This window comes from Fibrobacter sp. UWS1, assembly GCF_002300445.1.
Taxonomy (GTDB): Bacteria; Fibrobacterota; Fibrobacteria; order Fibrobacterales; family Fibrobacteraceae; genus Hallerella; species Hallerella intestinalis.
In genome coordinates this window covers 2,097,636-2,123,827 of record NZ_NSGW01000001.1, presented here as the reverse complement: position 1 = coordinate 2,123,827, position 26,192 = coordinate 2,097,636, and the positions used below count along the sequence as shown (strand labels likewise).

At 47.3% G+C, this 26,192-nt stretch carries 36 protein-coding genes; 6 read left to right on the top strand and 30 right to left on the bottom strand.

What is annotated here, in order from left to right:
* Nucleotides 1-235: 235 nt before the first annotated feature.
* Nucleotides 236-1,480, top strand: coding sequence for an oligosaccharide flippase family protein (locus BGX14_RS09340; protein WP_158223284.1), 1,245 nt, complete (start codon nucleotides 236-238; stop codon nucleotides 1,478-1,480).
* Here BGX14_RS09340 and BGX14_RS09335 read toward each other — a convergent pair.
* The 3 genes from BGX14_RS09335 to BGX14_RS09325 are packed head-to-tail and all read right to left on the bottom strand — an operon-like array spanning nucleotide 1,409 to nucleotide 5,128.
* A complete protein-coding gene (locus BGX14_RS09335) occupies nucleotides 1,409-2,731 on the bottom strand; it encodes an O-antigen polymerase (RefSeq protein WP_095879688.1) in 1,323 nt (440 codons plus the stop codon). The genes BGX14_RS09340 and BGX14_RS09335 overlap by 72 nt on opposite strands.
* Nucleotides 2,731-3,936: a lipopolysaccharide biosynthesis protein gene (locus BGX14_RS09330; protein WP_095879687.1), complete on the bottom strand. Its 1,206-nt coding sequence runs from the start codon at nucleotides 3,934-3,936 to the stop codon at nucleotides 2,731-2,733. Before BGX14_RS09330 ends, BGX14_RS09335 begins: the two co-directional genes overlap by 1 nt.
* 1 nt (nucleotide 3,937) lies before the next feature.
* Complete coding sequence (locus tag BGX14_RS09325; protein WP_095879686.1) at nucleotides 3,938-5,128, bottom strand: polysaccharide biosynthesis/export family protein; 1,191 nt, start codon at nucleotides 5,126-5,128, stop codon at nucleotides 3,938-3,940.
* An 884-nt stretch (nucleotides 5,129-6,012) separates the two neighbouring features.
* On the opposite strand from BGX14_RS09325, the gene BGX14_RS09315 reads away from it, so the two are divergent.
* The 4 genes from BGX14_RS09315 to BGX14_RS09300 all read left to right on the top strand — a co-directional run bounded on the left by BGX14_RS09315 (nucleotide 6,013) and on the right by BGX14_RS09300 (nucleotide 12,638).
* Complete coding sequence (locus BGX14_RS09315; RefSeq protein ID WP_095879685.1) at nucleotides 6,013-7,938, top strand: site-specific DNA-methyltransferase; 1,926 nt, start codon at nucleotides 6,013-6,015, stop codon at nucleotides 7,936-7,938.
* An 11-nt stretch (nucleotides 7,939-7,949) separates the two neighbouring features.
* Nucleotides 7,950-10,910: a type III restriction-modification system endonuclease gene (locus tag BGX14_RS09310; protein ID WP_158223283.1), complete on the top strand. Its 2,961-nt coding sequence runs from the start codon at nucleotides 7,950-7,952 to the stop codon at nucleotides 10,908-10,910.
* A 103-nt stretch (nucleotides 10,911-11,013) separates the two neighbouring features.
* Nucleotides 11,014-11,217: a hypothetical protein gene (locus tag BGX14_RS15845; RefSeq protein WP_198951070.1), complete on the top strand. Its 204-nt coding sequence runs from the start codon at nucleotides 11,014-11,016 to the stop codon at nucleotides 11,215-11,217.
* A gap of 647 nt (nucleotides 11,218-11,864) precedes the next feature.
* Nucleotides 11,865-12,638, top strand: a complete 774-nt coding sequence (locus BGX14_RS09300) for an HNH endonuclease (protein ID WP_095879683.1) — start codon at nucleotides 11,865-11,867, stop codon at nucleotides 12,636-12,638.
* A gap of 156 nt (nucleotides 12,639-12,794) precedes the next feature.
* On the opposite strand, the gene BGX14_RS09295 is transcribed toward BGX14_RS09300, so the two are convergent.
* From BGX14_RS09295 to BGX14_RS09280, 4 genes are all read right to left on the bottom strand, one after another.
* A complete protein-coding gene (locus BGX14_RS09295) occupies nucleotides 12,795-13,148 on the bottom strand; it encodes a hypothetical protein (protein WP_143394208.1) in 354 nt (117 codons plus the stop codon).
* Between the two features lie 186 nt (nucleotides 13,149-13,334).
* Entirely contained in the window at nucleotides 13,335-13,829 is a 495-nt protein-coding gene (locus tag BGX14_RS09290; protein WP_095879681.1) for a hypothetical protein, read from the bottom strand.
* Nucleotides 13,830-13,987: 158 nt separating this feature from the next.
* Nucleotides 13,988-14,410 carry a hypothetical protein gene (locus BGX14_RS09285; RefSeq protein WP_143394207.1) on the bottom strand — a complete coding sequence of 141 codons (423 nt, stop codon included), beginning with the start codon at nucleotides 14,408-14,410 and terminating at the stop codon, nucleotides 13,988-13,990.
* A 72-nt stretch (nucleotides 14,411-14,482) separates the two neighbouring features.
* Nucleotides 14,483-15,205 carry a DUF4417 domain-containing protein gene (locus BGX14_RS09280; RefSeq protein ID WP_095879680.1) on the bottom strand — a complete coding sequence of 241 codons (723 nt, stop codon included), beginning with the start codon at nucleotides 15,203-15,205 and terminating at the stop codon, nucleotides 14,483-14,485.
* A gap of 14 nt (nucleotides 15,206-15,219) precedes the next feature.
* Between BGX14_RS09280 and BGX14_RS16295 the strand changes: the two genes are divergently transcribed.
* Entirely contained in the window at nucleotides 15,220-15,354 is a 135-nt protein-coding gene (locus BGX14_RS16295) for a hypothetical protein (RefSeq protein WP_255404503.1), read from the top strand.
* Between the two features lie 301 nt (nucleotides 15,355-15,655).
* On the opposite strand, the gene BGX14_RS09275 is transcribed toward BGX14_RS16295, so the two are convergent.
* From BGX14_RS09275 to rpsC, 23 genes are all read right to left on the bottom strand, one after another.
* Nucleotides 15,656-15,865, bottom strand: coding sequence for a hypothetical protein (locus BGX14_RS09275; RefSeq protein ID WP_158223282.1), 210 nt, complete (start codon nucleotides 15,863-15,865; stop codon nucleotides 15,656-15,658).
* A gap of 431 nt (nucleotides 15,866-16,296) precedes the next feature.
* Complete coding sequence (locus BGX14_RS09270) at nucleotides 16,297-16,524, bottom strand: DUF3990 domain-containing protein (protein ID WP_143394206.1); 228 nt, start codon at nucleotides 16,522-16,524, stop codon at nucleotides 16,297-16,299.
* Nucleotides 16,525-16,708: 184 nt separating this feature from the next.
* The gene (rplQ, locus tag BGX14_RS09265; protein WP_073305481.1) at nucleotides 16,709-17,188 is read right to left on the bottom strand and encodes a 50S ribosomal protein L17; all 480 of its coding nucleotides are present in this window, start codon (nucleotides 17,186-17,188) and stop codon (nucleotides 16,709-16,711) included.
* A gap of 5 nt (nucleotides 17,189-17,193) precedes the next feature.
* Nucleotides 17,194-18,168 carry a DNA-directed RNA polymerase subunit alpha gene (locus BGX14_RS09260; protein WP_073305482.1) on the bottom strand — a complete coding sequence of 325 codons (975 nt, stop codon included), beginning with the start codon at nucleotides 18,166-18,168 and terminating at the stop codon, nucleotides 17,194-17,196.
* Between the two features lie 21 nt (nucleotides 18,169-18,189).
* Nucleotides 18,190-18,627 (bottom strand): 30S ribosomal protein S11, encoded by a 438-nt coding sequence (gene rpsK / locus BGX14_RS09255; protein WP_073305484.1) that lies wholly within the window; start codon nucleotides 18,625-18,627, stop codon nucleotides 18,190-18,192.
* 11 nt (nucleotides 18,628-18,638) lie between these two features.
* Complete coding sequence (gene rpsM / locus BGX14_RS09250; RefSeq protein ID WP_073305486.1) at nucleotides 18,639-19,007, bottom strand: 30S ribosomal protein S13; 369 nt, start codon at nucleotides 19,005-19,007, stop codon at nucleotides 18,639-18,641.
* A gap of 8 nt (nucleotides 19,008-19,015) precedes the next feature.
* A complete protein-coding gene (gene rpmJ, locus BGX14_RS09245; RefSeq protein ID WP_073305487.1) occupies nucleotides 19,016-19,132 on the bottom strand; it encodes a 50S ribosomal protein L36 in 117 nt (38 codons plus the stop codon).
* 20 nt (nucleotides 19,133-19,152) lie between these two features.
* Entirely contained in the window at nucleotides 19,153-19,371 is a 219-nt protein-coding gene (gene infA, locus BGX14_RS09240; protein ID WP_073305488.1) for a translation initiation factor IF-1, read from the bottom strand.
* The gene (secY, locus tag BGX14_RS09235) at nucleotides 19,371-20,735 is read right to left on the bottom strand and encodes a preprotein translocase subunit SecY (RefSeq protein ID WP_073305489.1); all 1,365 of its coding nucleotides are present in this window, start codon (nucleotides 20,733-20,735) and stop codon (nucleotides 19,371-19,373) included. The genes infA and secY overlap by 1 nt, the downstream gene beginning before the upstream one ends.
* A gap of 2 nt (nucleotides 20,736-20,737) precedes the next feature.
* Nucleotides 20,738-21,181 carry a 50S ribosomal protein L15 gene (rplO, locus tag BGX14_RS09230; protein WP_073305490.1) on the bottom strand — a complete coding sequence of 148 codons (444 nt, stop codon included), beginning with the start codon at nucleotides 21,179-21,181 and terminating at the stop codon, nucleotides 20,738-20,740.
* 2 nt (nucleotides 21,182-21,183) lie between these two features.
* A complete protein-coding gene (gene rpmD / locus BGX14_RS09225) occupies nucleotides 21,184-21,363 on the bottom strand; it encodes a 50S ribosomal protein L30 (protein WP_073305491.1) in 180 nt (59 codons plus the stop codon).
* 8 nt (nucleotides 21,364-21,371) lie between these two features.
* Entirely contained in the window at nucleotides 21,372-21,854 is a 483-nt protein-coding gene (gene rpsE / locus BGX14_RS09220) for a 30S ribosomal protein S5 (RefSeq protein WP_073305492.1), read from the bottom strand.
* A gap of 10 nt (nucleotides 21,855-21,864) precedes the next feature.
* Nucleotides 21,865-22,236, bottom strand: a complete 372-nt coding sequence (gene rplR, locus BGX14_RS09215) for a 50S ribosomal protein L18 (protein ID WP_073305493.1) — start codon at nucleotides 22,234-22,236, stop codon at nucleotides 21,865-21,867.
* A 9-nt stretch (nucleotides 22,237-22,245) separates the two neighbouring features.
* Nucleotides 22,246-22,785 (bottom strand): 50S ribosomal protein L6, encoded by a 540-nt coding sequence (rplF, locus tag BGX14_RS09210; protein WP_073305494.1) that lies wholly within the window; start codon nucleotides 22,783-22,785, stop codon nucleotides 22,246-22,248.
* A gap of 7 nt (nucleotides 22,786-22,792) precedes the next feature.
* Nucleotides 22,793-23,185, bottom strand: a complete 393-nt coding sequence (rpsH, locus tag BGX14_RS09205) for a 30S ribosomal protein S8 (protein WP_073305495.1) — start codon at nucleotides 23,183-23,185, stop codon at nucleotides 22,793-22,795.
* Between the two features lie 13 nt (nucleotides 23,186-23,198).
* Nucleotides 23,199-23,384, bottom strand: coding sequence for a type Z 30S ribosomal protein S14 (locus tag BGX14_RS09200; RefSeq protein WP_073305497.1), 186 nt, complete (start codon nucleotides 23,382-23,384; stop codon nucleotides 23,199-23,201).
* A gap of 8 nt (nucleotides 23,385-23,392) precedes the next feature.
* On the bottom strand, nucleotides 23,393-23,935 hold the full coding sequence (rplE, locus tag BGX14_RS09195; RefSeq protein WP_073305499.1) for a 50S ribosomal protein L5: 543 nt from the start codon (nucleotides 23,933-23,935) through the stop codon (nucleotides 23,393-23,395).
* 10 nt (nucleotides 23,936-23,945) lie between these two features.
* A complete protein-coding gene (rplX, locus tag BGX14_RS09190) occupies nucleotides 23,946-24,251 on the bottom strand; it encodes a 50S ribosomal protein L24 (protein ID WP_073305501.1) in 306 nt (101 codons plus the stop codon).
* Nucleotides 24,251-24,619, bottom strand: a complete 369-nt coding sequence (gene rplN / locus BGX14_RS09185) for a 50S ribosomal protein L14 (RefSeq protein ID WP_073305503.1) — start codon at nucleotides 24,617-24,619, stop codon at nucleotides 24,251-24,253. The genes rplX and rplN overlap by 1 nt, the downstream gene beginning before the upstream one ends.
* Nucleotides 24,620-24,643: 24 nt before the next feature.
* On the bottom strand, nucleotides 24,644-24,898 hold the full coding sequence (gene rpsQ, locus BGX14_RS09180; protein ID WP_073305505.1) for a 30S ribosomal protein S17: 255 nt from the start codon (nucleotides 24,896-24,898) through the stop codon (nucleotides 24,644-24,646).
* A gap of 17 nt (nucleotides 24,899-24,915) precedes the next feature.
* On the bottom strand, nucleotides 24,916-25,110 hold the full coding sequence (rpmC, locus tag BGX14_RS09175; RefSeq protein ID WP_095879677.1) for a 50S ribosomal protein L29: 195 nt from the start codon (nucleotides 25,108-25,110) through the stop codon (nucleotides 24,916-24,918).
* Nucleotides 25,110-25,523, bottom strand: a complete 414-nt coding sequence (gene rplP, locus BGX14_RS09170; RefSeq protein WP_073305509.1) for a 50S ribosomal protein L16 — start codon at nucleotides 25,521-25,523, stop codon at nucleotides 25,110-25,112. Before rplP ends, rpmC begins: the two co-directional genes overlap by 1 nt.
* Before the next feature lie 2 nt (nucleotides 25,524-25,525).
* A complete protein-coding gene (rpsC, locus tag BGX14_RS09165; protein WP_078776785.1) occupies nucleotides 25,526-26,191 on the bottom strand; it encodes a 30S ribosomal protein S3 in 666 nt (221 codons plus the stop codon).
* Between the last annotated feature and the right edge of the window lies 1 nt (nucleotide 26,192).

Below are 26,192 nucleotides of genomic sequence, written 5' to 3'. Positions count from 1 at the left end.
AAAAAAATCAGCGCAACTAGTTTCATTTTTTCTCCATGTTGAAGTAAGCGATTTATCAGTTCCCAGCTCTCAGTTCCAACTTCCTACTTTCAACTAATCACTAAAATCACTAACCCCAAATAACATCCCTTTGCAAATTTCAAACGAAAATTTCCACTATGGAGAAATTCCCCTAGCGGCAAAGAGTCTTTTTCACAAAACTTTTCTTTGGAATCAGAATGATTATCTTTGTTCCGTGTCAGGCGCATTTCGTACCATCCGAATCGGAGTTTTCATTTCCGCAGTAAACCTTCTCATCCAGGGGGTCGCTTTTCTTGTCGGCAATTTCACCGCAAGGAATTTGGGAAACGTCTCCTTCGCCTACTTCGGCATTCTCCAGAACGACTACACGATTTTCTGCTCCCTCGCCGATTTTGGGACGACGACCCTTTTGCTAGCCTTTTTTGGCAAGCGGATTACCCAGGGGAAAATGCTCCGGCAAGCGTTCCAGCTCCGTTACGCCCTTAGCGTCTTTTCCATGCTTTCGATGGCGCTCTTCGCCGTTCTTGTCCGCCGCAACCACCCCGCATTCCGGGGAGAGTTCGTCCTCGCATTCGGACTCCTTTTCCAGCACGCCTTTTTCGACTGGTATTTTATCTGCGGGAAATTTTGGAAGAAGCTACTCGCCGCCAAAATTCTCCACACCATTTCCTATTCCGCGGTTATGGCGTTTGCGCTATTCTACTTAAAAGTGCAAAGCATCGAAGGGATCGCGCTTTCCATGGTTCTGGCCGCTCTCCCCGCCTGGGCATTTGGCGCGACAGCCGCTCTGCGCCCTGCGATTTTCCGGATTACGCACAGGAGTCTCCTATTCATCCGCCTGATGCTTTCCAAAGCTTTTCCGTTTGCGCTTTCGAGCCTCGCGAGTTTTCTCTACCTTCCTCTCGGGCTTTACGCCATGGACGTTTTCGCCCCGCGCGAATCTTTCGCCGCCTACAATTACGCGAACAAACTCGTCGTGCTCGCTTCGGGAATGATGGTGAATTTCATTTCGTCGTCGCTCGTCGCCAAGCATGAAACGAACGACTCAACGTTGCACATCAAAGACATCGCCGTGTTCACGTTTTTCATCGCGCTTTGCACGTCGCCCGCTTGGATTTGCCCCGAATTTTGCCTGAACTGGCTCTTTTTTGCGTCCCCGATGCACGGAGATTCTGCCGTTCTCCAATTTTCAGCGTATTGTTTTTCTGTGCTGGTCTTTTCGCTCGTCCTGCAAGCATTCCGGACATCTTTTGTCGCCACTATGCTCAAGGAAAAACGGCTGTGGAGCTATGTCGCTTTTATCTTCATCGGCGGCATCCTCAACGCCTTTGCGGTTTTCGCTTTGCCAGCAATGGGAACATCTCCCCACCTGATTCCCATTCTGACTTTAACCGGCGATTTGGCCCTGAGCGTTCTTCTCCTCGGGTATTTCCAGAAACGGCGGCGCATTCGGTTGTAAGCAAATTTTTGAAATCATCCAAACCAGAACGGCCCAAGCCCAAAAGACGCCTTGCTTGTAACCCGCCAAAAAGAACCAGAAGCCGACAAAATAAATGAAGAACACGTAAAACATGACAAGGCCCGGCGTTTTTTTGCGCCTGACTTGAGCGAAAAGTTTTGACATGGCCATCCCGACTAAAAAAGGCAAAATAAAACATCCCGGAAGCCCAAAGTCCTTGTAAACTTCCCAAAGATAGCCCGTCGTATTATAGCCCGGAATTTTTTGAACGCTTTCATTAAAAGGCCCATCCCAACCTAAACTGGCTTTGAGCGAACCCGGCGCGCGAAAATATTCAAACATCCCCGAAAAAAAATCGAGACCATAAGTAAAAGGGTGAATCTCTCGATCCGGAGGCGAATTCAACGCGTAATCCAAATTCCAATAGTTGTTCGCCACATACTTGTAAGGCATCGTCATCGCCGCGTCCAACGTCATCGATTGGAACGCACTTCCCCCATACTGCGCCCGCGCCGAAGCGACAAAAACAAAGCCGACTATTCCCAAAGCCAGCAGAGCCGCAATCAGCAGCACGGAAATTCGCTTGCACAAAAAATTGAAAAGAATGACAAAAAAACCGACGCACATGAAAAAAGAAGTGCGGCTCGGGTAAGCGCAGACGCTAAATACCGAAACAATCAGCGCCATCGGCAGCGACACCCAACGAATCCAGCGCACCGGATTGACGGATTTGAAAGACGCCACCCCGAACAGCAAAACCACCAGCGGCGCACTGGAAAAGAAATTTGAAAAAAAACCGTAATCCACTTTGCGCGAAGCCCAATATCCCGCATTCCCCGTAAAGAGAATCAAATTGCCCGCCTTATGGATGATTTCCGCAACCCCGACCAGATAAAGAAGCAGCACCGCGCAGGAAAGGACAAAATGCCACTTCCAATTATACGAAAAGTGCGATTCCTCAAAGCCCTTCCCCGAATCCGCATTCAACGGCAGTCGCCATTGGTAAAGCAGACAGCCAGCGACAAACGAAAGCATTGCCCCGCCCCAGACAAACCATGTCTTCGCATGGAACGGCGTCATCGCATGATCCAGACGCAAATAGGCAATCGCCAGGGTCAGGCATTGAAAAAAAATGTAAATCGTCGCCGGCGAAAAAAAATCCAGCTTTTTCTTCCACACATAAAACAACAGCCCCACCACAACAAGGAAAAGGGCCGTCGTTTCGGGATATTCGCAAACCAGTGCGAACATCAGGCTTTAGATTTCCTTTTGAAAAACGCCAAAAACGTCGCCCACTCCTTGTCCAAGACCGAGCCGCTGCCTTTCTGTTCCCGCAGCAATTCCAAAAAATTGCAGAATATGGTCGCCAGCAAAAAAGTGACCATTACCGTAAACATCAAAGAAATTCCCCGGAGCGGCGAAACCTTCTTGTCGTTCGGCCACGGCGATTCCAAGACATGCAAATTGGTCAGCTTTTTCGCTTCTTCAAGCTGCATCTGTTCGCTCTGCTGACGGAGCAATTTATACATCGCTACCTGAACTTTAATTTCCTCTTGTTTGCGCATGTATTCCGCGCCCAGCTTCGGCGACTTCTGCAAGGCAATGAGGCCCGTGGCGTGCTGTTTCCCGTCCAGAGTCTGGTTCAACGCACTATTCACGGAATTGTAGCGTTTCGTCAATTCGTCATAGCGCTTGGAATTTTCGCTGCGCAATTGCCGTTCATAATTCATTTCCATCGCGACCGCCTGCCGTTCCGTCTGCAAGGCGCTCAAGTATTTGATGGTCGCTTCCATCTGGATTTCCGGTTCGTAAAAATCGTTCTTTGCCTGGAAGTCCGCAAAATCCGCCATCAAAGAATCCAGAGTCTGCAAGCAAAGCTGAATGCGCTTGTCAAAATATTCGCGGGCCTGCCGAGCCTGCTGCGTTTTAAAAGCGTTGAACATCGAATCCGCTTTTTGCAGCATAAAGGTCGCCATGTCCGAAGCCATCTGGTAATCCTCGTCTTCAATGGAGATTTCCAGCATGTTTTCGTCCGTCAAAGACAGCTTGAAATTTTTCCGAAACTGCTTCAGTAAGTCCGCGCGGAACTTGCCGTCAAATTCGTAGTGGGCCGCCAGATCAAACCGATCGATGACCATGTCGTGCAATTCTTTGGAATTGAAAATCGTCCAAATCGCGTCCGCATCCACGGAACTAAAGGAAAGCCCCAGCATCGAAGCGTAGTTGGAAAATTCTCCACCGAGCATCCCGCTTAAAGCGTTCATTCCCGAAGACTCCGGAGGAGGCGTCACCACGGCCTTTGCGGCATAGGTCGGCTTGATCACCCACATCACCAGAACAAAAACGGCAAGCGTCGGCAAAATCACCAAGATGCAGCACAATTTGAAATGCTTCAAATCATTGTTGAAAATGCGCAATAAAGTTTCAATCAGTCCAGGAGTTTCTGAATGCTTCATATTATTTGTAATTGACGTAAATGATGAACGCCGAAGAAACGACGGTCAAAAGAGAAGCCACGAACAATGTAAAATCTTTAAACCGCTCGTAAGTGCTCTTTGGAATTTCAATGTAGTCGCCCGGCAAAATCGGATCCCGCGTCGCATTGACATAAATCGTTTCCCTGTCGCCGCGAATGACCTTCACCTGGTCAAAAGAACCCGTCGTCGTCAAAACTCCCGCCGCGGAAATATAATCCAGAGCGTGCCAGGAAGGATCGTATTGCTGCCGACCGACTCCGGCAACCGCGCCGCCGACATAAACCAAAAGCGGCTTCGTCGTATATTCGATTTCCACGCCGACGGAGGGAACGTATTTGTCGGCCTCGTTGATGGGAATCGACTCCGAAGAATTGTCCTTTTTGCGAATCGTCACCGACTGGTAGCCCAAATTGTGAATGCGGTTTCCGCCTGCGCTCAAAAAATAATCCGCCACGGTTTTTCCTTCTACATAAGGCAACGCCGAACGGTAATTCGGCAAAATCAGCGTGACACTGTTTTTCATGTCTGCAAAAGGCACAAAAATCTGGTCGCCCGGTTCCAAGACGATATCGCTGGAAAAATCGCCTTCGTTAAAAATTTTGAAACTGTTCACGTGGGTGGTGTCGCCGCCCCGAATCACCCAGACATCGTCGTCTCGCCCCTGCGGCAGAATATCGCCGACCAGTTTCAGAAGCCGAGTCAAGCGGGTCTGCGGTTCCACAAAGACCTGCCCCACCTGCGGCACGGCACCCATGACATTCACAATCATCTTTTTCATTTGCGCCAACTGCACAAAGCAATATTTCGGATTGTAGCGGTCGGCGACCATTTTTAGGATATCTTCTCGGGCTTGGGCAAGGGTTTTCCCGGCGACATTCACACTCCCGCATTCTTCAATCACAATGCTGCCATCCGGATAGACCTTCGCCGAAAGGTAGGTGTTTTCCAACATAATGTCGAGGTAATCTCCTGGTCCCAAAATGTAATTGGAATCGACGACGCCTTCACTGTAGCTGGGCTGCATGGTCACCGAATTGCGTTGCAAGGACGACGACTGCTGCGGCATAGAAGAAAAAGACGGATATGCGCTTCCCCCGCTTTCAGCAGCAAACAAAATCGCCGGGAAACAAACAAACCACAGCCAAAAGGCCAACAATTTCTTCAAATACATACGTCTGTTCAAACGGAAATTCCTCACAGTGCAAAGGTTGCTATAAAATAGAAAAACGCCGTTTGATAAAATCGAAAAGTGCCGAAATCCGAGCGATTTCAAGAAGTTTAGAAATGTTTACACTTTTGCCCTGATGAAGAACTTTTCGTTACAGCAGAAATGTGATTTTAGACGGGCCCATGGAGTCTTCTTGCAAAACAAAAACCTTATCGCCACTTCAGAAACTCTGAACTATATTGCCTTTTGTAGCTCAAAATCCAAGCCGCCTAAAGGAAGCGGAGCGTCCAAGGCCCATGGGGCAGGCGAGCATCTCGCAGTCTGCGAGAAAATTTCACCTGGTGAAAAGAAATCCGCCCGGTGAAAAATTTAATTTCTGGGTATTTGGTGGAGAATTGTCCATACCCCCTAAAAACAGGAAACTGCTTCCTCATATCAACCCTGTCTGTTTACAAGCAAAACAAAAAGCCATCGTCAACATGTCCGTACAATTTTTTGAAGATTTTTTTTGGGGGGGAGCCTCCCCCTCACTCGCACGATGTTGCTCGCTACCCCTTCGCCTAGGGGCTCCACCCCTAAAACCCCTAATTCCGGGGCCATTCTCACAAAAGTAGCAGTCATGCCCTTTGGACAAGAATCCCGTCCTTTTTTACTATTATTCTTTTTGACATAGCCCCGTACCGATTGGTGCGGAGCGCCCGTTTTATTGAGTATTTGCTCTAATCTCCACTTCGAAATCGCCAAATTTCAAAACAACGAGAATAGGGTGAACTGCTCACGTCCCGATTGGGGCGTGGGTCGTTTGCGTTTATTGGTTGTAAAGGCTTTGGCGAGCCTCGAAGTGCAGTAAACGCTTCAGCGGCTCCACGCCTTTTTTAGTGGACTGTATGCAGCGCAGGGCGGAACTCGCAACGATAAGGAACCGCCCGATGGTACGCGACATTATGCAGAAGAATGAGAAGGTCAACCCGAACAACGATCTTCTCAAAAAGTTGAAAGCGCTGATTCCGAACGCCTTCGGAAAAGACGGAACGGTAGATGCCGATGCCATCCGTTATTGGGCGGAACATGCCGTGGGCGACAAACACCTGGTGGTCGAAGAACGCGAGACTTTCAACTTTCTAGGCAAGGATTACGCCCGGCTGCTTTACGCACTCGACACCGAGACGGTGATTGTCCCCGACGAAGAAAACAACCAGAAGAACGAAAACAAGGACAGCGAAAACCTTTACCTTTCGGGCGACAATCTGGAGGTCCTCAAGCACTTGCGCCGCTCCTACGAAGGACGGATAAAGTGCATTTACATCGACCCGCCCTACAACACCGGTTCCGATGACTTTGTCTATAACGACAGCTTCGATTTTAGCGAAAAGGATTTGCAAGAAAAGTTGGGAATTGACGAGCCCGAGCGTGCACAAAAAATTTTGAAGATGAAAAAACGCGGTTCGCGGTCCCATGCGGCGTGGCTCACGTTCATGTATCCGCGTCTGAAACTCGCTCGCGATTTGCTCAAGGATGATGGCGTGATTTTCATCAGCATCGACGACAACGAACAAGCGAATTTGAAAATTTTGTGTGACGAAATTTTTGGGGAGGAGAATTTAATTTGCTCTTTTATATGGAAAAAAAGACAAATGGTTGATAGTCGAACGAAAAACGGGGCTTCGAAAGACCATGATTATCTACTATGCTTTAGTAGAAGCGATGATGTTGGAATACGAGGCTCTTATACAGATAAGACAAAATATAAAAATCCTGATAATGACCCCCGTGGAGACTGGATGAGTGCGGATATGACTGGTTTGGCTACCGCCGCACAACGTCCCAATTTACACTATGATTTAATAGATCCGGAAACAGGTAAAGTTTATCCATGTCCTCCAACAGGTTGGAGATATGAAAGAAAAAGAATGAATGAATTTATTCAAGGTGGAGAAATTCTATTTCCCGATGATGTTGCTAAACGGCCTAGACGAAAAAAATTTTTGAAGGATGTTGAAAGTGAATTTACAGGAATAAGCTCGGTTCTCGATACGGTGTATAGTACACAGGGGACAAGAGAACTACGGGAACTTTTCGATGGAAGGGAATTATTTGATTTTCCAAAACCAGTTGATTATATAAAAATGGTGTTAGAACAAGGTGCTTTTTCTCCAAGAGATTCTATCATTCTTGATTTTTTCTCAGGTTCAGGCACAACTGCCCACGCGATAATGCAACTCAACGCCGAAGATGGAGGAAACCGCAAATACATTATGGTGCAAATTCCGGCGGAATGTCCTGAACAAAGCGATGCTTTCAAAGCAGGATACAAAACCATCGACCAAATCGGTATGGAACGCATCCGTCGTGCCGCAGCAAAAATCCAGAGCGAACATCCCGATGCGAAATGCGATTTCGGCTTCAAGCATTACTCCATCGAAAGGCCCAAGGGAAAAACTTTGGACGCGCTGGAAAAATTTATCCCCAATCCCAGTTTCGGAGCAGATAACATCCTCAAGGCGTTCGGTGCAAAAACAGTTCTCGCCACATGGATGGTCGATGACGGACATACATTCAATGCATCTGTCGAAACAATCGATCTTGATGGCTATACCGCTTACAAGGTAAAAGATTACCTCTATCTGATTGACAAGGATATCGGCACGAAGCACATGAAGGCCCTGTTCCAAAAATATGACGAAGACAAGGAATTCAAGCCCAAGCATATCGTGGTGTTCGGCTACAGTTTCGGAATTACCGCCCTAGAAACTCTGAAAGGCAACATCAAGAGTGTCGAAGGTATCGACATCAACCTTGAAATCCGTTACTAATGGGGGCCGCCATGGAATTGCAATTCGAAAAAGATTTGCCCCACCAACGGGCAGCCATTGACAGCATCTTGAACGTGACGGAGACGCTGCAAACGAAAAAGTCCTTAAATTACGCCGCCAATAGAAATCTTTATCCGAACGACGAAAAAATCAAGCAGGCATTGTCCGCATTGCAAACGAATTTCTCTGCAGACATGAAAAGTTTTGTTTCGGCAACGGAACCCTTCGGGATTGCCGAAAAGCCTTGTCTTTACATCGATGTCAAAATGGAAACCGGAACGGGCAAGACCTACGTCTATACGGAGACTATTCACGAATTGCACAGGCAACTGGGCGTGTCGAAATTTATCCTTGTTGTCCCGGGCAAATCCATCAAGGCGGGCGCATCCAGTTTTTTAAACGATCCCGATGTCAAGAAACATTTTGAAAATACCTGCGATTACAAGTCGGAAATCCGTTTGTTTGAAGGAACGGAACAAAAATCCAAGAACAAGAAAAAGAATTTCCCTTCGGCGGTTTCGAATTTCTACCAAAACCCGGGCGATTCCGATAAATATATTTCCGTCCTCTTGCTGAATAGCCAATTGCTTACCAATTCGAACTATGCGAAGGACGATTTTGATTACGGCATTGACAACTTCTATTGTCCACTCGACGCGCTGAAGGCGACTCGCCCTGTGGTCATTATTGACGAACCGCACCGCTTTGCCTCCGAAAACAAGGCGATGGCTGCAATCATGAACAAACTTTGCCCGCAAATGCTTATCCGCTTCGGCGCGACTTATCCCGAAAAGAGCGAAGGCCGCGGCAAGAACAAGAAAACCGTCCGCGATTACAAAAACCTTGTCTATAATTTGGATGCTTACGAGTCGTTTCACCAAAATCTGATTAAGGGAATCGCCAAGGAACATATCGATCCGCTGAAAGATGCCGAAAATGTTAAAATCAAAGCAACAGAAATTGATTCGAAAAATGAAGAAGTGAAATTTAGTTGGACAGATGCACTTGGCAAAAAGCATCAAAAGTCTTTGGCGTCAAACATTCCTCTTTCCAACATCCACGAGAATTTCGGGAATCTTGCCGTCGAAGATTTTGAGAAGGGGATAGTGCGTTTAAGCAACGGAGTTGTTCTGAAAGAAGGCGATTCCCTTACGCCCGATATGTATGCGACCGCTTACCAAGAGGCGATGATCTCCATGGCAATTCGCCGACATTTGGAAACGGAGCAAGAAAATTTCAAACGTGAAGACAAGATAAAGACGCTTGCCCTGTTCTTTATAGATGATATTTCGGCTTACCGTCACGATTGGGATGAAAAATCCGAATACCTGCGAATCTCTTTTGAGAAAATACTGAAACGAGAAATCAAGCAGAAAATAGAGTCGTTGCAAGATGGCGATGATTACAGGGCGTATCTCGAAAAATCGTTGAAAGAGATTTCCAAAACCCACGGCGGATATTTTGCAAAGGATAACGAAAGCTCAGATGAGGCCGTTGCCCAGGAAGTGACGGAAATTCTGCACGACAAGAAGTCGTTGCTTTCGATAGACAATCCCCGCCGATTCATTTTCTCCAAGTGGACTCTCAAGGAAGGCTGGGACAATCCCAATGTTTTTACCATCGCAAAACTCCGCAGCAGTGGTAGCGAAATCAGCAAGTTGCAGGAAGTCGGTCGCGGTCTTAGACTTCCCGTGAACGAATACGGAAAGCGCGTGACCGGCGAAAACTTTGTACTCAATTACATCGTCGATTACTCCGAAAAGGAATTTGCTCAAAAACTTGTGGATGAAATCAATGGCGAACGAGCAGAACAGTTGTATCTGACCGATGAGCAGCTTGAAGCGTTTGCCAAGAAGTGCGGCCAAGAGGCTGAAGATTTGCTTGCCGAATTGTTTGGAAAGAAGTTTATCAAGATTCGCAAAATCGATATGCCCGGCTATCCGATTGTCTCGGAGAATGCGGAAGCCTTCGAAGCGGAATATCCTGAACTTTATCGCAGAGGCGATGCGGAACGCCGCATTATCGACCGCAACAAGAAAACCAAAGGCGAACGCATCGGCATTCGCAGCGAAAAATACGCGGCGTTGAAAAAACTCTGGCTCAAGATGAACGAACACTATCTCTTGACTTTTGATGAAAGCCTGAATGCGGAACTGGAACAGGCTTTGCCGGGTTTGATGGACCAGTCGCTTTTCCAGAAGACAATCTCTAAAAGCGTGCGCAATGTCGTTTCATTTGAAAATGGCGTAGCGAGTGTGCAGGACGCCTGTGGCGACAATTACGAAGTGGAACGCCCGATTGCTTACGGAAAATTCCTGCAACGCGTCCAGTCCAAGGAATCCGTGCCCGTAACGCTGATGCACAAGGCCCTGTGCGATTTTGCAAACAAGGGCGGGAAGGTGATGTTCAACGAACGTACGCTTCTTAACGTATGCCAGAAAATTCACAACTGGAAAATCGAACATTTGAAGGGACGGTTCTGCTACCAGAAAGTGAGCCGCACCCGAATTAAAAAGACTTGGCTCAACGACGAAAAAGGAAATGCGGAAAAGTTCATATCGCAGGGACTCGTGGGCAAATTCGGGGACAGCGGCAAGGTGCCTGACAAGTACCTTTACGACAGCATCGCCTACGATTCGCCGCTGGAAAAATCCGACATCCTGAACGGTATCGAAGGCGTGGAAGTTTATGGAAAGATTCCCAAGAGCACCATCCGCATTCCGACCATTCTCGGCGAAACCTACAGCCCGGACTTTATATACATCATTCGCCGAAAGGGCAAGAATGAACTGAACCTGATTGTGGAATGCAAGGATGTCGAAGACGCCGACAAGGATTTGCGAGGCGGCGAAAAACTGAAAATAGAATCCGCCAAGGTGTTCTTCAAGAACATGGAGTCCGAAGGCGTCAAGGTCCACTTTGAAAAACAACTCTCGGGCAAGAATCTCGAAGAAATCATCAGGGCGCTTTGAATGTAGAGCTACGGAAGATTTGGTTGAAAAACTTTTGGGCAAGGGGAAAAATTTTACAATACAAATCTACTACAATTATGCATACTTGTAGCAGGTTAATACAATGTATAAGAAAACGTTCATAACGGCAAAAACGGTTTGCAAACAGGGACGCGCGCAGTATTACGCCACTCTCCAAAAGGCAAAAAAGGGAGAATTGGTTCGCATAAAGCGGGGTGTCTATGCTAAAGAAATCGACCTGAACGATACAATGATAGATGTCGAGGCAATCGCTCCCGACGAAATTCTTTGTTTATTTTCTGCATAGGAACATTCCGAACTTACGACGCAAATTCCGCAGCAATTCGACATTGCCATAAAAAGGGGGCGCAAAGTCGTTCTTCTCGAATATCCTAAAATCAGGCTTCACAACCTATCCGAAAATTCGCTGAATCTTGGTGTTTCTACGGCAACTATTTCCGGATTCAAAGTCAAAATTTTTGACATTGAAAAATGCGTATGCGATGCAGTAAAGTTCCGCAACAAAATCGGCATGGATGTTTGCATCGAAATCATCAGGAACTATCTTAAATATGGCGACAGGAACATCTCCAAGCTGATGAAATATGCCCGGGTTCTGCGTGTTGCCAAGATTCTTGAAATGTACATGGCAATGGGCTTGTCAGTATGAGGAACAATGCCTTTTCCATCCGAGAAAGGTTGCTCAACAAAGCAAAGAATTAGGTGTTGATTACCAAGTCATTCTCACTCGCTATTTTCACGAAAGATTTTGCGGTTTCGTCGTTGATTATGGGAGGAAATGAGTATAGATTTAAAGAAGGCATTTGAAAAAAAAGGAGATTAAATTATGATAAAAAAAGAAGTTGAGCCGATTTTGCAGATTTTTTTTATCGTTTTTTTGGCAATGAACCACTAAAAATCGAAAAGGGAAACAATGATGGTTTTTATATAAAAATGGCAACATCTAGTGAGGATGATATTTTTGTTGAATTGTGGTATGAAGATTGGACCAAGAAGAAGAAAGGAAAGGTATTTTCGATTTGTCTTGAATACAGCAACGAGAAGCTTTTTAAAGAGCACTTTCCTGAATGGGAACATTACAAAGAATGTCATAAAGATTTTTTTGAAATAGAAAGCCGTCCTGATTTCAATGACCTGTTTTTTCAGAAAAATGCAGATAACCATTATTTTGCAGGAGTCTATATTGATCCTGATGACGAATTAGGTTCTCTACAAAGATTCTTTGAAAATGAAAAAATAAATAAAATTATCAAAAATAAAAAAATCACCTTCAGCGACCCAGGTGAAGAATTAGCGACACAGCGGATACAGCAGGTGTTGGCTCGTGTAGGTCAAGGTAAATATCGTGATGATATGCTGAATTTATGGGATAAAGCCTGTTCAGTTACGGGATGCACTATAAAAGAATCTCTTGTAGCTAGCCATGCAAAACCATGGCGCGATTGCAAGCCTGCAGAAAAGATAAATGCCCGTAATGGTTTATTGCTTGCCGCACATTTAGACGCTCTTTTCGACAAATTTCTCATTACTTTTGACGAAGATTGGAAAATAAAAATTGCTCCACATTTGGAATCAGAATGTAAAAGAATTGGTATCACCCCAGAAATGATGGTTAAATACGAAAAGCTAAAAAAACAAGACCAAGCGGAAGTTCAGAATTTTTTGAAAGAACATCGAAGAAGATTTAATGAAAAACAAAAATCTTAACCATAAACAGACGTAAAAATCACATTTCCCCAAACACCACCGCATCCATCGCATGCAACATTTTGGTGATAATTGTAAGTCTCCTCGTAAAACGAGTAGCTCCCCCCCCACCCGCCGAAATCAAAGTAATTGAGGACGGTTAAACGAAATCTTTCCTTACCCCTTCAATACCATCGACAGCTTCGTTCCATCGAAAGCCTTGCCCCAGCCGTCTTCCTCAGAAAAATTGGAAAACGCGACCAGCTGAGGATCGGGTGGTTGAATTTTGTTGTTTTTAAGAATCGCTAGAATTTCATCAATATATTCGAGACTTGCCGTTCCGTATCCAGGAATACTGGAATAGGCGTATTCTTCTTCTATGTTTCGAATGGCAAGTAAAATCTTGTTCAAAGAATCATCAACATTCTTGTACAATTTTTTAAGATTTGTGTAGGTTTCTTTATCTATGTATTCAAAATTAGACGCTTCGAAAGATTCAAACTCAAACAAGTATTTTGGGATGTATTCCATAATTTCCCAGGACCACCTGTCAAGCGCTTCGCAATTCCCAAATTTCCAAAATATTTTAAAAACTAGCGACCAGTCCCTTTGAGGGTATTTTTCTGTGGCAAGTTTTTCTGCACAAAGGATTCCGTAAGCGATTCGCCCAAGAAGAGAAATGTTTTTCAATGCGTCCGATTTCATCTCGTATTCTCCTTATTCTGTCCAACCAGTGTGATTCTTTTGGATTCGTCCTTTGAACGCGTGTGTGCAATTTTGACAAGCTGGCTTTGGTTGGCCAAAGCTTTTAGGTGTTGTGTGTATGGTAAATATAAAAAGATTCTCCATTTTTGCTCCAGAATTTAAAGCCTTGTTTATAGCATGAACTTCGGCACAATTGCCCAAGTCATATTTGTTGAGAGATTTTGGCGGTAATACACCATTTTCTCCAAAGATTTGGGGATTTCGAAGGTCGTTCTCTTGAAAAACCCCTCCATTTCTTCCATAGAAATACCTGCCAGATTCGTTGTCATAAACTATGGTCGCTGTATTAAATTGATCCTTTTGACGTTCTGATTTTTTTCCTAAACGTTCTTTTTCGCCTATAGCCCATTCTTTTACTCGCGATTGCATGACCTTTGCATCACGATGATAAGGGCTGTTCGCCGATCCTCTAGTTCCACTGAACAAACCACTTGCATCTTGCCCCATTTGAAGTCCTCGATTAAACTTTTGTGGAATTTAACAATGGGTTCAAAAATCTGCATTTCTTGATGAGAAGCTAAAAAATAACGATTCTAGACAAATTTCAACATTCTATGTTTGATTCCCTTTATTTTTTTTTGACAAAAAAAAGCAATTGTAATTTCTCAACGAGAAATATTTTGTCGTTTTTTGTTTGGTTTATCCCTTGTATGTCCAGCTAATTCCTTCAAGTGGTTTTCCTTTAGCAGCATGTTTGCGGTCGGAATGTCGACGGAATCGTGTTTTTCCAGCAATACTTTATATACAATATGTTCCTTTGAGTTGCCAAGGCTTAATCCAGCTTTCTGAAGTATAGACATAGACGTAGAAAAGTCAACATTCAGCTCAATTAAGAGTGCTATTAAGGTTCTATGCTCAAATTTATAGTCTTTGTTGTACTTAATCTTTGAAAAAGTAGATTCTGGTATTCCTGTTGATAAACTCAACGCCTTGACCTTTTCCCCATAGCCTCTAGCAACAATGAATTTCTGGATGCTTTCAGAAGCGGAATCGGTGGAGCAGAGGATAATATTTTGCGTATCAGACAATATCTGGGACACTGAATTCCTGAGTGAATTCAATATAATCTCATCATTTGTCTGCATTTTTATCACTCGACGTTACTTTGCAAAAAGAGGCAAGTCTGTTACATCCTTTTTAATGGAGATTCGTGTGGAAATTTTATAGCCACGCTTTTCAACATTGTACTCAACGACATCAACTCCTTTCATTTGGCAATATGCTTTCATGTCATTGGGCATTATACCAAAGAACAGTGTTGTTTTGGGTCGAATTTGGTCTATCATTTTCTTTAATCCTTTGTAAAATACTTCTCGGGAATCTTGTTCACCTTGGCAACCGTAGGGACTGACGAATACACAGTCTGGATTTTCAATTCCGCAAAACAAAAAGTTGTAACTATATTCATCCTTATCAAAACGCACCAGTGGAATAACGATCAACCCATTTTGCTGACAAAAGAATGTTAACGCTCTTGCAAAATAAACCTGCGACAATTTCAATGCCCGCGGCATATCGTAATAGATGCTTAAATCAGGCGCAACCAAACCGGCAAATCGCTTGAGTCGCTTCAGATACCGTTTGGGGTTTCGTGCAAATGCGATAAACTTGTAATCGTTTTCAAAGAAGTGAACAAAATATCTTTCAGGATGCTTTGACGTAAATTTTTTTGAGATGGCGATAGAAAACGGCACCATCAAATCGGGTATAACCTCGGTATTTCCGACTAAAGGAATTTCATATTCTCCGCGAAATTCCGCACCTTTGACAAGATACGCTTGAAATACATCTAGGCGCTTGTCTTTTTTCAATTTTACTGACATGGAGTCCCTCCAAAATGACGATAAACAAAGACATCCCCGTAGGTCGTCATTCCTACGGAGAAAGCCTTATTCTTTTGGAAAAGAAAAAGGCGTGGGGTCTGTGTGAACTTACTCCTTTCGAGGCTCTGGTAAACCTGCAACTAGCATAAGCACAAACGACCCACGCCCAAATAGTGTGCGTAAGCATTCGTCTTATTCTCGCTAGTTGTGAAATTTACCAGATTTCGAAAAGAGAGAACAAGAGTTAAATTCAAAATAATCGCCGACCAGATGTCAAAGAAAAATGACGATTTGGTCTATGTCATTAGGAAATATAGTTTTTTAGAATGTCAAGACAAGCAAAGGCACGTTATTGGTGCAAGCAAAATGATGTATTATAGAGTTTTAAGGAATCGTCCCAAAACGAAGGGGGGTATCCCCATCACCCCATCATTCATCACAAACGAAATTTCATTCCCCAAGCACCACCGCATCCATCGTCTGCGCCATCTTGGTGATGTCGGCTTCGTGCATCAGGCGGTAATCGGAGAGGATTCGTTCCAAAGGATACTTGTCTAAAATTTCAGCAAACTTTTTTGCGGAGTGCCACTGGTAATAGGCAAGGACATGACCGCACCAGTATTCCGCTTGCGGGTAGAACGGTTCGTAAACAGATTCCAACAATTTCTTCTCGTATTGCGGGAATGCGAGAATTGCCAATTCGTAACCGGATTTGCCGCACAGAAAATTCGGGTTGGCGTATTCAATTTGCGTCGGAATTCAGAAGCGAGAAAAACTTTTTGCACTTCATCTACAGACAAATTCAAATTGTAGAGCACCGCCTGAAAAAAGAATCCGAGATTCTTCTGGGCATCGCTCAGGTACATTTCACTATAGGCGGATTTCATCGAGCAACCTCGGATTTCGAACGATATCGATTAAGTAAACGCCTTCGCTCGGACGGACTTTCCGCAGGCCTTCCAAGTAATTTCTTCGGGCGGCGCCATCTCGCTCGCGAAGGAGAAATACGAATCATTGGCGCGATAGCCCACTATAACGTCATAATCCAGATAAGGCACTTGAAATTTTTCCGTCAGGAACTCCAGATTTGTTCAGCCAAGGGGCGACTTGGGCGCAAAAACCCTGTTCTGCATCAAGATGGTGAGCCAGTGGAGAATGCTAAAGCATTCCGCCGACAAATCGAGCACCTTCAATTTTCGCAAATCCAATTCATAGGCGTTGGCAAAACCGTCTGTATTTTTTTGACAGGCCCATTCCATTGCCAGCTCCCGCTTCTGTGCAATAGAAACCCCATCCAAAGTCGTTGTGCCGGTTTTCAAATTTCAAAACGGGATGTTCGATTCACTTTTCTGAACCGTGATAAACAAGCATGCCCTAAAGCTAAATTATTTGAAAATTTGTGTCAAATTTTTCACTACCAAACGAATATTCCATCCGATTGTTTTTTACATACAGAAAAACCCGGCTCGACCGAGCCGGGTTTTCCTTTAGAATCCAAGCGAATTAGTTTTCCGCTTCCTTGGAAGCACCCTTGACCATGTCAACGGGCTTCGTTTCAGCTGCGGGAGCGTCCGTTTTTGGAGCTTCTTTCGCCTTGATTTCGTCTTCGACAAGCGAAACCAAAGCCATTTCAGCAGCATCACCGGGGCGGTTCGGACCGAGCTTCAGCACGCGAGTATAACCACCGTTGCGGTTCTTATAACGCGGGCCAATCACATTGAAAAGTCCTTGCAGGACCTTCGGGTCACGAACAATACGGGCGGCTTCGCGACGAGCGGAAAGATCGCCCTTCTTCGCATAAGTGACCAAGCGATCCACAACACTGCGGACAAGGCGAGCCTTGAGGAGAGTCGTGCGCACAGAGCGATTGATCTGTTCCTCTTCCAGGCCTTTGGCAAGGATGGATGTCGCGAGGCTACGGAGGATGGCGCGCTTATGCTGCGCATTCACACCGAGTTTCTTGTTTTTTACACCGTGTCTCATTTTTCTTAATCCTTCAAGTATTCATCGACGTTCATGCCAAAAGTAAGACCCATCGACGTCAATACCTCGTTAAGTTCAACCAAGGACTTCCGACCGAAGTTCTTGTATTTCAGCATATCCCCTTCCTTATTGCGGACAAGTTCTGCAATCGTATGGATGTTCGCCATACGGAGGCAGTTGCTGGAACGAACGGAAAGTTCAAGTTCGTCCACTCGCAAACGGAGGCGGCTGGCAATACGCTGACGTTCTTCATCCTGCACCGTTTCTTCCGGAGATTCGAGCTCTCCTTCAAAATTGATGAAGGCTTCCAAATGATCCACCAAAAGCTTTGCCGCATAAGCAAGAGCGTCTTCGGGGTCAATGGATCCGTCGGTCGTCACTTCCAGTTCCAGACGGTTGTAATCCGTTTTCTGTCCCACGCGGGTGTCGCTCACGTGCATCGCCACTTTCAAAACCGGGTTGAAGTTGGCGTCCATGGCGATTTCACCGATAGGGGCGTCCGGATCCTTCAATTCGTCGGCAACCACATATCCGCGACCGGAAGAGACCTTGAGCTCCATGCTCAAAGAAGCGTTTCCAGACAGCGTTGCGATATGAACGTCCGGGGTAAGGATCACCACGTTGGGATTCTCCTCGATGTTCGCAGCGGTGATTTCACCATCGCCCGACATATCCAAGCGAAGCGTTTCGTCATGATCGGAGAGCAGCTTTACACGAATGCTCTTCAAGTTCAGGATAATGTCCGTAACATCTTCCTTCACTCCCGGAATGGACGAAAATTCCTTTTCGACTCCGGCAATTTTTACGGAGACGATCGCAGCGCCTTGCAGCGAGGAAAGCAGCGTGCGGCGTAGAGCGTTACCGACAGTAATACCCCATCCGCGTTCCAGGGCTTCTACGACGAACTTCGCATAGCGCCCATTTTCACCGGTTTCCACTTTCTGGAAACTGCGCGGCATTTGGAGAGATTTCCACATCATTGGCGTTTTCCCCTGTTGATATTAAACTTTTCTCTTCTTCTTGGGACGGCATCCGTTGTGCGGGACACCGGTCACATCACGAATCGTCAACACTTCGATACCGACGTTCTTGATAGCACGGACAGCGGATTCACGTCCACCACCGGCACCTTTCACGCGGACATCGACCTTGCGAATGCCGAGGTCGTAGGCCTTGTGGGCGGCGGCTTCAGCAGCAAGCTGGGCGGCGAACGGAGTGCTCTTGCGGGAACCCTTGAATCCGGAATTTCCCGGAGAGCCCCAAGCGACAACGTTACCGTGCGCATCGGTGATCGACACAATCGTATTGTTGAAAGAAGCATTTACGCAGGCAATTCCCTGCACGTCAACACGCTTCTTACCTTTTTTAACCTTTTCCTCGGCGGGAGCAGCAGCTTCTGCAGCGGCCGGGGCGGTTTCTTTAACTTCTTCGTCTGCCACGGATCGTCTCCTTACTTCTTCTTGTTAGCAACGGTCTTCTTCGGGCCCTTGCGAGTGCGAGCGTTCGTACGGGTGCGCTGACCACGGACCGGCAACTTCTTCATGTGGCGGCTTCCGCGATAGCATCCGATATCTTGAAGGCGTTTGATGTTCAACGTCGTTTCTGCGCGAAGCTGACCTTCCACAGAATATTCGTCTTCAAGAACGTGACGAATCTTACCTTGTTCTTCTTCAGTCAGATCGTCGCACTTCTTCGTCTGATCGATGCCCAATTGAGCGCAGATCTTACGAGAGGTGAAAAGCCCGACTCCGTAGATAGCCGTCAGACCGTACTCGACAGTCTTGTTTTTCGGCAAATCGACACCAGCAATACGTGCCATAAAATCTCCTAACCCTGTCTCTGCTTGTGACGGGGGTTCTTAGAACAGATGACGCGAAGAATGCCCTTGCGACGGACAATCTTGCAGTTTTCACATCTTGGTTTGATGGAGGCTTTGATTTTCATAGGTTAGACCTTTTTCCCTATTACTTGTAACGGTAGGTGATTCTTCCGCGCGATAAATCGTACGGAGAGATTTCGACCAACACTTTGTCATCCGGCAAAATGCGGATAAAATGCCGGCGCATTTTCCCAGAAACATGAGCGAGAATTTCGTGACCATTTCCGAGGCCAACACGGAAGAATGCGTTGGGAAGAGCTTCCAGCACAACGCCTTCTACTTGAATGCCTTCTTCTTTAGCCACTAGGATGCCATCCTGCCGCGAATGCGGCCATGTTTGAGGAAACCAGCGTAGTTATTGGTATGGAGATGGGCTTCGAGTTGACGAAGCGTGTCCAGCGCCACACCGACCACGATCAAGACCGAGGTGCCGCCAATATAGAAAGACATATTCAAAGCGTCTTTCAAATGCAGCGGACCGACACTGATTACAGCCAGGAAAATGGATCCCGGAAGTGAAATGCGGGTCAAAATATGGTCAATATACTCAGCGGTCTTTTTTCCCGGACGAATGCCCGGAATGAAACCGCCCGACTTCTTGAGATTATCGGCAATGTCCGTTGGGTTGTATTGGATAGCCGTATAGAAGTAAGTAAAAAAGATAATCAGCGCGGCGAAGATTACGCTATAGGTGATATGTCCAGGAACGAATGCACCCGCAAAGGACTGCATCCAGCTCACGTTGGGCATCCACGAAGCGATAATCGCGGGCACGAACATAATGGAGGAAGCGAAAATGACTGGTATCACGCCGGCTGTATTCACCTTGAAAGGCAAATAACTGGCCTGACCGCCAACCACCTGATTTCGTCCGACCACCCTGCGCGGGCTTTCCAGCGGAATACGACGAGTGGCCTGCTCCACGAATACGATGAAACCGACGATAGCAACCACAATCGCCAAGATGAAAATCTCGATGGCGAGCGGCTGAATGCCTTCGGTAAACATTTCGATTTCGCGAAGGAATGCCCTCGGAAGTCCGCCGACAATACCGGCAAAGATTATCAGGGAGATTCCGTTACCAACACCCTTTGCCGTAATTCTCTCGCCGAGATACATGACAAAGATGGTTCCTGTGGTGAAGGTAAGCGTAGCAAGTAACCGGAATCCGACATTGCCAAGCCCGGACTGGAATCCGTCCGTAAGCACAGAAATGCCCGTACCGGTTGCGGTGGAAACTGTTAAGCTCGAAAGCCAGACGGCAACACCCCAGCCCTGAAGAGCGCCGAGGAGAACCGTAAAGTAGCGCGTGTACTGATTCAGCCTTGCACGCCCTTCCTGGCCTTCTTTTTGAAGCATCTTGATCGCCGGAATCACAGAACCCATCAGCTGGATGAGAATGCTTGCGCTGATATACGGCATAATGCCCAAGGCAAAAACCGTAGCCTTAGCGAAAGCACCGCCGGTAAAGGAGTCGTACAAACCGAACATATTGTTGCTGTTTCGGAAATACTCCGCCAAAACCGTAGCGTCCACACCAGGAATGGTGATGTGCGAACCGATGCGATAAACAATGAGAATACCCAAGGTAAAGAGAATTCTTTTCCTCAGGTCTTCCATTTTGAAGGCGTTGACGAACCCGTCAATAGCTTTCTTAAGAACTTCCATTATTAGACGAGCTCTACTTTGCCGCCGGCAGCTTCAACAGCCGCTTTGGCCTTTTCGCTGATAGCGTTGACTTTGAGAGTGACAGCCTTCGAAATCGTGCCGTAGCCCAAAACCTTGATCGGCTTCTTCACGCTGCGGACAAGACCCTGGTCGAAAAGAACCTTGGCGTCAAATTCGACAACACCGGAATTTTCAATGGCCTTGAGATTCACAATCTGCGTATCCTTCGGGAACTGCGACTTGAATCCGCGCTTCGGGATACGACGGTGAATCGGCATCTGGCCGCCTTCAAAAGCAGCCCGACCGGCCTTGGCGCTCTTACGAGCACCGGCACCTTTCTGACCACGACCGCCAGTCGTGCCCCAACCGGAACCCGGACCGCGACCAATGCGCTTGCGCCCCTTAGTCAGAGCACTCTTAGCAGGATTGATACTATTGAGTTGCATGATTAAATTTCCTCGACCTTGATCATGTGACGGACAGCATTGATGATGCCCTGAATAGCCGGAGTCAAAGTCATTTCATTAGAGGTTCCAATTCCATGAAGTCCCAAGGACGCAATATTGGCCCGGTGCTTCGGAAGAGAATGGATAAGCCCCTTGACTTGGGTAATTCTTACTTTTTTCATTTTAGACCTCAGGCGTTCTGACCGCGCAAAGCCGCGTAGTCATTTTTGTTCTTCTGCGTCGTGAGACCTTCGATGCAGGCTTGCACCACAGTGCTCGGATTGGAAGAACCATAGATCTTGGTAAGAATGTTGTGGACACCGGCGAGTTCCAAAACAGCACGGGCTGCAGCACCGGCAATAACGCCAGTACCGGGAGCGGCGGGGATCAAGCGGATGCGGGTTGCGCCGTACTTGATTTCCACATCGTGCGGAATGGTTCCGTCTTGAACATTCACTTCGATAAGATTGCGTTGAGCAGCCTCGGTTCCCTTGCGGATAGCTTCGGAGACTTCCTTAGCCTTGCCGAGACCCACACCAATTTTGCCTTTCTTGTTGCCAACGACAACGAGAGCGCTGAAGGACATCCGACGGCCACCCTTCACAGTCTTGGCACAGCGATTGATGTGCACAACTCTGTCTTCAAATTCAGAAACTTGTGTTTCGCGTTCCAAAGTGTACCTCTTAGAATTGGAGTCCGCCTTCACGAGCTCCCTCAGCGAGAGCCTGAACGCGACCATGATAAATGAAACCACCGCGGTCGAAGACAACGGCAGAAATGCCCTTGGCCTTCGCAGCGTCGGCAATGAGATTTCCGAGTTTCTTGCTCTGTTCGGTCTTGGAAAGCTCACCGAACTTCGCCTGGAAGTCCTTGGACGAAGTCGTTACCTGAACCAAAGAGGTGTGAGAAACATCGTCGATGATCTGAGCGATCATATTAGACAGCGTACGACGAACAGCGAGACGCGGACGTTCGGGGGTACCGCTGACGGTCTTGCGAACACGCGCATGACGCGCAATTCTGGACTCGAGTCTTTTCTTTGCAATAGCAGTCATAACGTTACCTTATTTACCTGTCTTCTTGCCCTGCTTACGGCGGATGATTTCACCAGCATACTTGACGCCCTTGCCCTTATACGGTTCAGGACGACGATACTTGCGAATTTCTGCGGCAGCTTGACCAACTTTCTGCTTGTCAATACCCTTGATGGAAATCTTCAGAGGATCGACAGCCTTCAATTCAATGCCTTCCGGAGCCTTGTAGATGACCGGGTGGGAGAATCCGAGGACGAGGTTCAAGTCCTTGCCCTTCTGTTCCACACGATAACCGACACCGACAATTTCCAGGTTCTTTTCAAAACCTTTGGAAACGCCTTCGACCATGTTCGCCACCAAGGCACGGGTCGTGCCGTGAATCGAACGGGTGAACTTCAAATCGTCCGGACGTTCAAACGAAAGCTGGTTGCCATCCAATTTAATCTTGATGAGGTCGTGAACCTTGGTAAAAAGCTTGCCGAGCTTGCCTTCCACCTGAATGTTCTGACCATCCACTGCGACTTTCACGTCGGCAGGGATATGAATAATTGCTTTTCCGATACGAGACATCTTTACCTCACCAGACCTTTGCGATGACTTCGCCGCCCACGTTTTCTTTGCGAGCTTCGTGGTCGGTCATCACACCTTTGGATGTGGAGATAATAGCATAGCCAAGTCCGTTACGAACGCGCGGGAGCTTCGCGACATCGCTGTAGATGCGGAGACCCGAACGGCTGACGCGCTGGATGCCTTGGATAGCCGGAACGCCGTTTGTGTAGCGAAGGAGAATTTTGAGGATTCCCTGCTTGCCATCTTCAACGACGACGAACTTTTTAATAAAACCTTTTTCCTGCAGAACGCGGGCGATTTCGCGCTTCTCGTTGCTGGCAGGGATGTCCACCACAGGCGCCTTTGCCGAAACGGCATTGCGGATGCGGGTGAGCATATCGGCGATTGTATCTGTTGCCATTGTTTAATGCTCCTTACCAGGAAGATTTGGTGATGCCCGGGATTTCACCGGCGAGTGCCATTTCGCGGAAGCAAATACGGCACAGTCCAAAGCGACGCATGTAAGCGTGCGGCCGACCGCACCGCTTGCAGCGATGATAACCGCGAACGGTGTATTTCGGGGTGCGTTTGCACTTTTCGATCATTCTTCTGCTTGCCATGGTATACCTTACTTCCTGAAGGGGAGACCGAGACCTTCGAGCAGAGCACGTCCTTCTTCATCCGTTGCAGCGGAAGTGACGAAAGAAATGTCCATGCCGAGAGTCTGCGTAATTTTGTCGATGTCGATTTCCACAAAAATCGATTGTTCCTTGATGCCGAGCGTATAGTTGCCGCAGCCGTCAAAACCGCGACGCGGGAGACCACGGAAGTCACGCACACGCGGCAAGGAAATGTTGATAAAACGATAGAGGAAATCCCACATATTTTCGCCGTGCAAAGTCACCTTGGCACCAATTCCAAGACCTTCGCGGAGCTTGAAGTTGGAAATCGCCTTGCGAGCTTTCGTGACAACCGGTTTCTGACCGGTAATCGCGGCGAGAGTGCTGAGGGCTTCGTCCAGAACCTTACGGTTAGAAGCGGCTTCGCCAACACCCATGTTGATAACGATTTTCTGCAGACGCGGAATCTGCATCACGTTCTTGTAACCGAATTTCTGCTTGAGAGCCGGAACTACGGTCTTTTCGTAAACATCTTTCTTCATAGTGCTCATAGTTACGACCTCACAGAGCCTTTCCGGACTTGACGCTTACGCGAACGCTCTTCTTACCGGCTTCACGAACGCGACGAGTACGAACAGGAGTGGAACCTTCGAGGAGCATCGCGTTGGAGATATCGATCGGAAGTTCCTTTTCGACGATACCGCCCGCCTGATTGGTACGGCTCGGCTTTTCATGACGCTTGTGAACGTTCACGCCGGCGACGATGATGCGGCCTTTTTTCGGATCAACGCTTAACACAACACCGGTCTTGCCCTTGTGAGCACCGGAGATAACCTTGACGTTATCATTCTTTTTAATGTTAGACATTAGAGCACCTCGGGTGCGAGAGAGATGATCTTTGTGAAATTGTGCTCACGAAGTTCACGGGCAACAGGTCCAAAGATACGGGTTCCACGGGGTTCGCCATCTTTCGTTACGAGAACGACAGCGTTGTCGGAAAAACGAATAAATGTTCCGTCCTTACGACCGATTTCTTTACGGGTGCGGACCACGACAGCATCTGCGACAGAGCCTTTCTTCACCTTGCTCTGGGGGATAGCGTCTTTGACAGCTACCTTGATGATATCCCCGATGCTTGCATAGCGCCGGTTAGATCCACCCAAAACTCGGATGCAGGCGACTTCTTTCGCGCCGCTGTTGTCGGCCACGACCAGTCTTGTTTCTTCTTGAATCATAGTTTTCGCCTTACTCCAGAAGGATTACTTCTTCTTTGCCACAATCCGAACCAAGCGCCAACGCTTTGTCGCGGAAAGGGGACGGGTTTCCATAATTTCCACGGTATCGCCAACTTCGGCTTCATTCTTTTCATCATGAGCCTTGAATTTAGCCGTGGATTTCATGATCTTGTTGTAAATCGGGTGACGCTTGCGGTCTTCGACCACAACCGTAATCGTCTTGTCCATCGCATTGGACGAAACGATACCCTGTCTCACTTTGCGAGAGTTTCTTTCCATTTTCTGCTCCTGCCGGCTTAAGCCTTGGCCCTTTCGGTAAGAATCGTCTTGACCCGAGCGATGTCCTTGCGGATCGAACGAGCCGTCGCAGGCTTTTCTGCGCTGTTTCCGGTTTTCGCAGAGAACCGGTTGTTGAACAAATCCAGATTAAACTGGGCGAGTTTTTCTTTGAGCTGTTCTGTGCTCAATTCTCTGAGTTCGCGTGCTTTCATCAGATCTCCGAAGCCTCCACGATTTTAACTTTAATCGGCAGCTTCTGCGATGCTTCGCGAAGCGCTTTAATGGCAAGGTCACGGTCCACACCGTCCATTTCGAACATGATGCGACCCGGGAGAACCACTGCAGCCCAGAATTCAACGGCTCCTTTACCTTTACCCATACGGGCTTCGGCAGGGTGACGGGTTACCGGCTTGTTCGGGAAAATGCGGATCCAGATGTGACCGCCACGCTTGATAGTACGAGACATCGCAATACGGGCAGCTTCAATCTGGCGTGCTGTAATCCAGCACTTTTCGAGAGCCTGCAGACCATATTCGCCAAAAGCGATAGTGTCGCCGCTGGTCGCACGTCCCTTCATGCGGCCTTTCTGTTCTTTGCGGAACTTTGTTCTTTTAGGACTCAGCATAATTACTTCTCTCTCTTAGGTTCAGACGACAAGACGTCCTTGCCAATCTTTTCGCCGTGCATGATCCAGACCTTGACTCCGACAGAACCGTAAACGGTCTTTGCGGTAGCTGTGGCATAGTCAATATCGGCACGAAGGGTGTGCAGAGGAACGCGACCTTCCGCATACTTTTCAACGCGGGCGATTTCGGCACCGCCGAGACGGCCACCGCATTGAATCTTGATGCCTTCGATGCCCATGCGCATAGCGCTCTGCATCGCACGCTTCATCGCGCGGCGGAAAGAAACACGCTTTTCAAGCTGGCGAGCAATGTTTTCTGCAACCAACTTCGCATCTGCTTCCGGACGCTTGATTTCGTGGACGCTAATATAGATTTCTTTTCCGGTGAGATATTGGAGTTCGCTCTTCAAGCGATCCAATTCTTCGCCCTTTTTGCCAATCACGACACCCGGACGGGCGGTGAAAAGATTTACGTTCACTTTCTTGACGGTGCGTTCGATGCCGACCTTAGCCAGGGAGGCGTGTTCAAAACGCTTCATCAGGTAGCGACGAAGAACAATATCCTCATAGAGGAAATCGGCGAACTTATCATCTTTGGCATACCACTTAGACTGCCAATCATCGATGACGCCGAGACGAAGACCATACGGATGAGTTTTCTGACCCATA